Origin of the sequence: Dysgonomonas sp. UBA7630 (assembly GCF_002483985.1) — a bacterium.
GTDB lineage: Bacteria > Bacteroidota > Bacteroidia > Bacteroidales > Dysgonomonadaceae > Dysgonomonas.
The window spans coordinates 121,088-129,493 of record NZ_DLIY01000015.1; the positions used below are offsets into that span (position 1 = coordinate 121,088).

Consider the following 8,406-nt stretch of genomic DNA (forward strand, 5'->3'; position numbering starts at 1 on the left):
GAATTATTTATTTCGGGGTCTTTAATTTGTTTCTTTTTATGTTCTTTTGTTAAATAAAATCGATTAAATATAGATTTTTTATTAAAAATGTGCATTTTTAAATCAAAAAGAAAATTTATTAAAGCGAAATTCGTACATTTGTCATTGTAAATAAATTAGGATAGAACCCGAAAATTCTTTCATTCACATATCAACTATTGACTATGCAAGATTTAAGATCAGCAATACAGCACGGACTATATGACCCAAACTACGAACACGATGCGTGTGGGGTAGGTATGGTGTTGCATATGAAGGGTGCAAAATCACATGCTATCGTTGAGAATGGTCTCCGTGTATTGGAGAACATGACTCACCGTGGAGCAGAAAACGCCGATAATAAAACCGGTGATGGTGCCGGTATTATGTTACAAATACCGCACGAGTTTATACTTCTACAGGGGATACCTGTCCCCGAGAAAGGGCACTACGGAACCGGATTGGTCTTCTTGCCGAAAGGTGAGGCTGAGATGGAATCGTGTATGATAACTCTCACGCAATATATAGATAAGGAAGGCTTGAAGCTTTTGGCTGTTCGCGATGTACCTGTCAATAGTGAAATATTGGGAGAGATGGCAAAGTCGAATGAGCCTCATATAAAACAAATATTTGTACTCGGAGAAGAAGGCCTTTCTCAGGATGAATTAGAGCACAAACTCTATTTACTCCGTAAGAAAATAGAAAAAGAAATATTCAACTCTAAAATATTCTCATTAGAGACTAAGCGAGCTTTCTATATTGTAAGCTTGTCTACAAAGCGCCTTATATATAAAGGTATGTTGTCGTCTGAGCAGCTGAGGCATTATTATCCCGATTTGCTGAACCCGCATCTGACAAGTGCTATTGCTTTGGTGCACTCACGTTTCAGTACCAACACCTTCCCTACATGGGATTTGGCACACCCCTTCCGTATGGTGGCTCATAATGGTGAGATCAATACGATAAAGGGGAATCGCTTGTGGATGGAAGCTCGTGAGAGCATCTTGAAATCAGATTTACTAGGGAATATCAACGACTTATGGCCAATTGTTCAGCCATTTATGAGTGATAGTGCGTCATTCGATAATGTATTGGAATTCCTTGTCATGTCAGGGAAATCCTTGCCTCATGCAATGGCAATGATGGTTCCTGAATCGTGGAACGATCAGAATCCGATATCTGACGACTTGAAAGCTTTCTATGAATACCATAGCTTGTTTATGGAGCCTTGGGATGGTCCGGCTACACTATTGTTCTCGGATGGACGTTATGCCGGAGGACTGTTAGACCGTAATGGTCTGCGCCCTGCCCGTTATTTAATAACTCATAACGACGTTATGGTCGTTGCTTCCGAAATGGGAGTATTACCATTTGAGCCATCCGAAATAAAGGAAAAAGGTCGCCTTCGTCCCGGTAAAATACTAATGGTAGATACCGAAAAAGGAACAATACAATATGATGCAGAGCTGAAAGAAAACCTTGCAAAAGCATATCCTTATCGTGAATGGCTATCTAAGAACCGTATTTCATTGGATGACATATCTTCGGGGCGTGCACCAAAATATAGCGTGGATAACTACGATAAGCTGCTGAAAGTTTTTGGATACTATAAAGAAGATATAGAAAAGATAATGACACCAATGGCTGTGGAAGGCAAAGAGCCTACTGCATCCATGGGAAATGATGCGCCTGTCGCTGTTTTATCAAACAAGCCACAGCGTTTATTTACATATTTCCGCCAATTATTTGCTCAGGTAACAAATCCGCCGATCGACCCTATTCGTGAGGAACTGGTGATGTCTCTTGCCGGATATATCGGTTCACTTCATAAAAATATACTCGAACCAATGCCGGAACACACCAAGATGGTTGGGCTATCGAATCCTTTTTTATCAAACAGAGAGCTAGATTTGCTAGTGCATCTTGGATATAAAGGCTTTAAGGCGGAAATCATACCGATGCTATTCGACCCTAAACAAGGTGGAGCCGGACTGGAAAAAGCGATAGAACAAATGTGCCGCAATGCAGAAAAAGCTGTGGATAGCGGTAGTAACTATATAGTACTTAGCGATAGAGGAGTAAATCCGGATAATGCCGCTATTCCTTCATTATTGGCTGTGTCGGCAGTTCATCATTATCTGATCGAACGCCGCAAACGTATGCAAATAGATATAGTGGTAGAATCGGCAGAACCACGTGAGGTGATGCACTTCGCTTTATTATTTGGTTATGGTGCTAATGCCGTGAATCCATATTTGGCTTTAGCTGTGATAGAAGATCTTGTTAAAAAAGGAGATATTCACTTAGATTTTCACACTGCGATGAAGAACTATGTGAAGTCTATAAACAAAGGCTTGTTGAAGACCATGTCCAAGATGGGTATCTCTACACTGAAAAGCTATATTGGTGCTCAGATATTCGAAGCTGTGGGAATCAGTACCGGAGTTATTGATAAGTACTTTAAAGGGACTACGTCTAAGATCGAAGGTATTGATATTAATGACATAGCGAGCGATACAATCGAGGCCTTTTATGAGGCTTTTGAGAGTGACTTTATCGATCCGTCACTAGTAAGTCAGGGCATATACGCATGGCGTCGCAATGGTGAATATCACGCATGGAACCCTGAAACGATAATGAATCTTCAGATGGCTACACGTTTGGGTAGCTATAAGAAGTTTAAAGAATATACCGACTCTATTGATAAAAAAACGGAAAAGATATTTTTGCGTGATTTCTTAGATTTTGATCCATCTAAGAATCCGATTGATATTTCGGAGGTAGAACCTGTATCCGCTATTACAAAACGCTTTGTGACAGGAGCCATGTCTTTTGGTTCTATCAGTCGTGAAGCTCATGAGGCAATGGCTGTAGCGATGAATGCTATCGGCGGTAAAAGTAATACCGGAGAGGGCGGTGAGTTGCCCGAACGTTTTGCAACCAATGCCCGTTCTTCTATCAAGCAAGTTGCTTCCGGTCGCTTTGGTGTTACAACAGAGTATTTGGTTAATGCAGATGAATTGCAAATAAAAATAGCTCAGGGTGCAAAACCCGGAGAAGGAGGACAGTTACCGGGCTTTAAGGTTGATAAGATCATTGCTAAGACTCGTCACTCAATCCCCGGAATCTCTCTGATCTCGCCACCTCCTCATCACGATATATATTCAATCGAGGATTTGGCTCAATTGATATTTGACCTCAAAAACGTAAATCCTGCTGCTCAGATTAGTGTGAAATTGGTATCCGAGAGTGGTGTGGGTACAATTGCTGCGGGTGTTGCCAAAGCTAAAGCGGATCGCATCGTTATCAGCGGATGTGAAGGTGGTACAGGAGCAAGTCCTGCAAGTTCGATTAAGCATGCTGGTCTTCCTTTAGAAATTGGTTTAGCGGAGGTTCAACAAACTTTAGTCCTGAATGGGCTTCGCGGTCAGGTGTATCTACAAACAGACGGTCAGCTAAAAACCGGACATGATATCATTGTTGCGGCAATGCTTGGGGCTGAAGAGTTTGGCTTTGCAACAAGCGCTTTGATTGTATTGGGATGTATAATGATGCGCAAGTGTCACTTAAATACATGTCCTGTAGGTGTTGCTACACAAAACGAAGAGCTTAGGAAGAAGTTTATGGGGCGTAGCGAGTATCTTATCAATTATTTCAACTTCTTAGCAGAAGAAGTACGTGAACATTTGGCTGCTTTAGGGGTGAAATCGCTTGATGAGGTGGTAGGGCGTGCCGATTTGTTGAAATATATGAAGAGTGATGCAAATAAGAAAGTTGAAAAACTAGATTTGTCTCGTTTGATGTATTTTCCTGTAGAAGCAAAAGAAAATGCGATTCATCATATAAAAAATCAGGAACATAAGTTGGATGATGCGCTCGATATTTCATTGATCACTACCTCTCGTATGGCTATCGATAAAGCTATGCCAACGGTAATGACCAAAACAATAAAGAATACGAATCGTACTGTGGGAGCGATGCTTTCGGGTGAGATTGCAAAGAAATATGGCAATGCGGGTCTTCCTGAAGATACTATACAATTTACATTCACAGGTTCGGCCGGACAAAGTTTTGGCGCATTTCTTGCGCATGGTGTAACCTTCAAGTTGGAAGGTGATGCAAATGACTATGTAGGTAAGGGTTTGTCGGGTGGTAAGATTATCATCGTGCCTCCAGCAACATCCACATTTAAGCCTGAGGAAAATATCATTGCAGGTAATACATTGCTATATGGTGCTACATCGGGCGAAATATACATTAACGGACGAGTAGGGGAACGTTTCTGCGTGCGTAATAGTGGAGCTGTTGCTGTTGTTGAGGGTGCAGGAGACCACTGTTGTGAATATATGACAGGAGGCCGTACTGTAGTACTCGGCAAAACAGGACGAAACTTTGCTGCCGGTATGAGTGGCGGCGTGGCTTATGTATATAATATAGATGAAGATTTTGATTACTATTGCAATATGCAAATGGTAGAGTTGACACTGATAGAAGATACTTACGATAGCCGTGAACTTCGTCAGTTGATAACCAACCATTATAACTATACAAATAGTCCTCTGGCTAAATATATTCTTGATAACTGGAATGCCGAAGTGGAGAAATTTATGAAAGTGACTCCGATCGAGTATAAGAAAGTATTGCAAGATGAAAAATTGGAAGCTATTAAGAAAAAAATAGCACAGGTAGAATTTGATTATTAAAAGGAGGAGTACGAATCATGGGAAATCCAAAAGCATTTTTAACAGTAAAAAGAAAAGACGCAGGATATCGTCCTGCTCAGGAACGTATCCTCGACTTTGGTGAAGTAGAACAAACACTAAATAGTGAAGATAGACGTGAACAAGCGTCGCGCTGTATGGACTGTGGCATTCCTTTTTGCCACTGGGGATGTCCACTGGGAAATAAGATGCCTGAATGGCAAGAATATATATATAAGGGAAATTGGAAACTGGCAGCAGAAGTGTTGATGCAGACAAACGACTTTCCTGAGTTTACAGGGCGTATTTGTCCCGCACCATGTGAAAAATCGTGTGTGCTCTCTATACACCGTGCACCTGTAACTATCCGTGAAAATGAAGCATCGGCTCTTGAGCACGCTTTTGGGGAAGGATTTATTCAACCTAAAGTTCCGGCTCATCGTACGGGTAAAAAAGTAGCCGTGATAGGCTCCGGTCCCTCAGGTCTTGCTGTTGCTAATCAGCTAAATCAGAAAGGTCATGAAGTAACAGTGTATGAGAAGAACTCTCATATCGGAGGTTTACTTCGTTTCGGTATTCCTGACTTTAAACTGAATAAAAATATAATCGATCGCCGATTGAAGCTAATGGAGGCTGAGGGTGTTAAGTTTGTAGTAAATACAGAGATTGGAAAAGATGTGAAAGGAAAAGATATCTTGAAAGATTATGATGCTGTATGTGTGGCTATAGGCTCGCAAGTGCCTCGTAATCTTCCCGTCGAAGGGCGTGAGCTGAAAGGTGTTTACTATGCTATGGAATACCTTACAGCGCAGAATAAGCTGATCGCAAAAGAATCTGTTCCGGCCGATCAGGTGATTGATGCCAAAGGTAAGAATGTACTTGTTATTGGTGGTGGTGATACGGGTTCAGACTGTATCGGTACAGCGAATCGTCAGGGTGCAGCGAATGTATTGCAAATAGAAATATTACCTAAGCCCGCAAAGCTGGAAGAAATAGAAAATCCTTGGCCTAATCCATTTCCAGTAGTACTGAAAACTTCTTCTTCTCACATGGAGGGTTGCGAGCGTCGTTGGGCGTTGAATACTAAACGCTTTATAGGAGAGGATGGTAAGCTGACAGCCGTGGAACTTGTAGAAGTGGCTTGGGAGAAAGACGAAAATGGTCGCCATGTTATGAAAGAAGTTGGACCGTCTGAGATTCATAAAGTAGATCTTGTATTTCTTGCCCTTGGCTTTGTTCATCCTATACAAGAAGGCTTACTGCAAGAGTTGGATATAAAAACCGATGATGTTCGCCGTAATGTAATGACAGATAAGAATCGGGCTACAAATATATCAAAGGTCTTTGGAGCAGGAGATTGCGTAAGCGGTCAATCTCTAGTGGTAACAAGCATCGCATCAGGGCGCAAGACAGCTCAGCATATTGATGAGTTCTTGAGTTCAAAATAGGCATTGTTAATAATCGTTTAAAATTAGGGATGTGCATCTTTTTTTGTTAAAAATGAGGATAAGACTCTGTAAGTAATCTTACCTTTATATCAGCAAAATTATAGACATGACACAAATTAACTCTATTATTAATTAAAATTCCTAATTATGAACAAAAAACTTATTTGCTTATTGATGTTTGTTTTTTCATTAAGTCTTGCTTTTACAGCTTGTAGCGATGATGACGATGATAAAGTAGATTATGCTAAGGAAGTAGCTGGTACTTATACTGGCTCATTAACATTGAAAATACCTGTGATGGAGATTGATGAAACTATTGCAGATAAAAAAATAGAATTGACGAGAATTTCCGACAATAAGGTAAATCTTAAACTTAAGGAATTTTCATATGGTACATTAACTTTAGGAGATATTCCTGTCGATGAAATTACTGTAACAAAGGATGGAAGTACTTATAAACTCGCAGATACATCAAAAAACATTGATTTGTTAGGAGGTCTTATGACCGCAACTGTTGCGATTTCTTCATCTACAGTAAAAGATGGTAAGCTAAATATGACCATTAAAGTAAACAATGTTAAGCAGGGTGGAAATGACATGCAATTAGGTGATATGAATATTGCATATTCAGGTTCAAAATAAAATAGAATCTTGTTAATTAATCTTTTTATTATACTTAGAAGGCGGTTTCTGGAGACAGAAATCGCTTTTGTTTTTAATAATTTTCTATCTTTATGTCAAGAACTTATTAATGTTATGTTTAGAGTAGTTGGCAGATGTGTTTCTGTTTTTATATTACTGGTTGTCTTATTATCTTCCTGTGGTACACAAAAACCACAAGGCAAACTTTTATACGATCCTCGTGAGGTGGCAGAGCTTTCCTCTAAACTGGGTATTAGATTAAGTAATATTGATAAAGATGATGATCGTAATATGCCTCTCTATGCTGAAGTTTCCCAGTGGTTGGGGGTTCCGTATCGTTATGCAGGGTTATCGAGGAGAGGACTAGACTGTTCCGGTTTTGCTTATCTTATTTATCAGAAAGTATATCGGAAATCAATACCTCGTTCTACGACAGATCAGTCGAAAATGAAAATGCATAATGTATCTAAAGGTGGTTTAGAGGCGGGCGACTTCGTCTTTTTTGCTACCTCCGGTAGAAATAAAATAAGCCATGTCGGTATTTATTTAAAAGATGGTTGCTTTATTCATGCCTCTACGTCCAATGGGGTAATAGTAAGCCATCTGGATGAGGAATATTATAAACGCACATGGAAGAAAGGCGGTAGATTAAAAAAATAGCTCACCAGAACTTAAAATTCTATAAAACTTTTGCTAAGTTCCTGTCTCTTTAGACTGAATTTCCTATTTTTATTCGGCTAAAAAATAAAACAGCATGTCAATTTCGAAACGGATACTAGGAATATCAACATTTTTGCTAATGTGCTCCATGGCTTTTACGCCGGTTTCTGCTGTTACACCAAAGAAATCAAAAGCAGGGAAAAAGAAATCAAAAACGAGTGTATCTCATACTCCCAAATCGGTGAAAGTGGTACAGTCTTCACAAAATATGTCTGTAACAACAAATACTGGGGATAAGGTTTCCTTACCGGTATTTGATAAAATATTTGAGAATTCTAAATATAATGTGCCAAGTTCAGACGCTTTGTTAGCTGACGCAGGTGCTAGTGCTGCAGTCTCTATGGAAGTAATGAGGCGCAGAATGATAGAACAAAAAGAAATGCAAGAGCTTTCTTCTCAATTAGGAATATCGATTAAAAATCCTGATAATTTAGATTTGTATCGTGAGGTAGCCGATTGGCTGGGCACACGTTATCGCAGAGGTGGTATGAGCCGCAAAGCAGTAGACTGTTCCGGTTTTACAAATATTATATATAAAACTGTATTTGGACAACAGTTGGATAGAGTTAGTACAACAATAGCAAAGAATGTAAAAGAAACAATCACCAATAAAGAGGATTTAGAACCGGGTGATATGGTGTTTTTCTCTACTTTCAAAAAGAAATATATTAATCATGTAGGAGTATATATCGGCGATGGTAAATTTATTCATGCGTCGATAAAAAAAGGAGTAATAGTAAGCTCTTTGCGCGAAGGATATTATAGTACTGCATGGCGTAAAGGTGGAAGAAACTGATAGAAATAACAATAAAGAATAATATAGAGGGGATACGCAAGTACCCCCTTTATTGTTTTTATATGTCCCGTCCTAAAATAGG

At 39.6% G+C, this 8,406-nt stretch carries 5 protein-coding genes; all 5 read left to right on the forward strand.

The features are described from left to right. The first annotated feature begins 203 nt into the window (after window positions 1-203). The 5 genes from gltB to B3P17_RS06020 all read left to right on the forward strand — a co-directional run bounded on the left by gltB (window position 204) and on the right by B3P17_RS06020 (window position 8,324). Window positions 204-4,721 carry a glutamate synthase large subunit gene (gene gltB / locus B3P17_RS06000; RefSeq protein ID WP_252637737.1) on the forward strand — a complete coding sequence of 1,506 codons (4,518 nt, stop codon included), beginning with the start codon at window positions 204-206 and terminating at the stop codon, window positions 4,719-4,721. 17 nt (window positions 4,722-4,738) lie between these two features. After that, window positions 4,739-6,166 (forward strand): glutamate synthase subunit beta, encoded by a 1,428-nt coding sequence (locus B3P17_RS06005; RefSeq protein ID WP_252637738.1) that lies wholly within the window; start codon window positions 4,739-4,741, stop codon window positions 6,164-6,166. A 147-nt stretch (window positions 6,167-6,313) separates the two neighbouring features. Further along, window positions 6,314-6,808: a calycin-like domain-containing protein gene (locus B3P17_RS06010; protein ID WP_135103851.1), complete on the forward strand. Its 495-nt coding sequence runs from the start codon at window positions 6,314-6,316 to the stop codon at window positions 6,806-6,808. Between the two features lie 114 nt (window positions 6,809-6,922). Continuing rightward, on the forward strand, window positions 6,923-7,468 hold the full coding sequence (locus B3P17_RS06015) for a C40 family peptidase (RefSeq protein WP_252637739.1): 546 nt from the start codon (window positions 6,923-6,925) through the stop codon (window positions 7,466-7,468). A 94-nt stretch (window positions 7,469-7,562) separates the two neighbouring features. After that, entirely contained in the window at window positions 7,563-8,324 is a 762-nt protein-coding gene (locus B3P17_RS06020; protein WP_135103853.1) for a C40 family peptidase, read from the forward strand. Window positions 8,325-8,406: the final 82 nt, after the last annotated feature.

Excerpts from the sequence above, each read along its gene's own strand:
- gltB (WP_252637737.1), top strand. The coding sequence starts at position 204 with ATGCAAGATTTAAGATCAGCAATACAGCACGGACTATATGACCCAAAC.
- B3P17_RS06010 (WP_135103851.1), top strand. The coding sequence starts at position 6,314 with ATGAACAAAAAACTTATTTGCTTATTGATGTTTGTTTTTTCATTAAGT.
- B3P17_RS06005 (WP_252637738.1), top strand. The coding sequence starts at position 4,739 with ATGGGAAATCCAAAAGCATTTTTAACAGTAAAAAGAAAAGACGCAGGA.
- B3P17_RS06015 (WP_252637739.1), top strand. The coding sequence starts at position 6,923 with ATGTTTAGAGTAGTTGGCAGATGTGTTTCTGTTTTTATATTACTGGTT.
- B3P17_RS06020 (WP_135103853.1), top strand. The coding sequence starts at position 7,563 with ATGTCAATTTCGAAACGGATACTAGGAATATCAACATTTTTGCTAATG.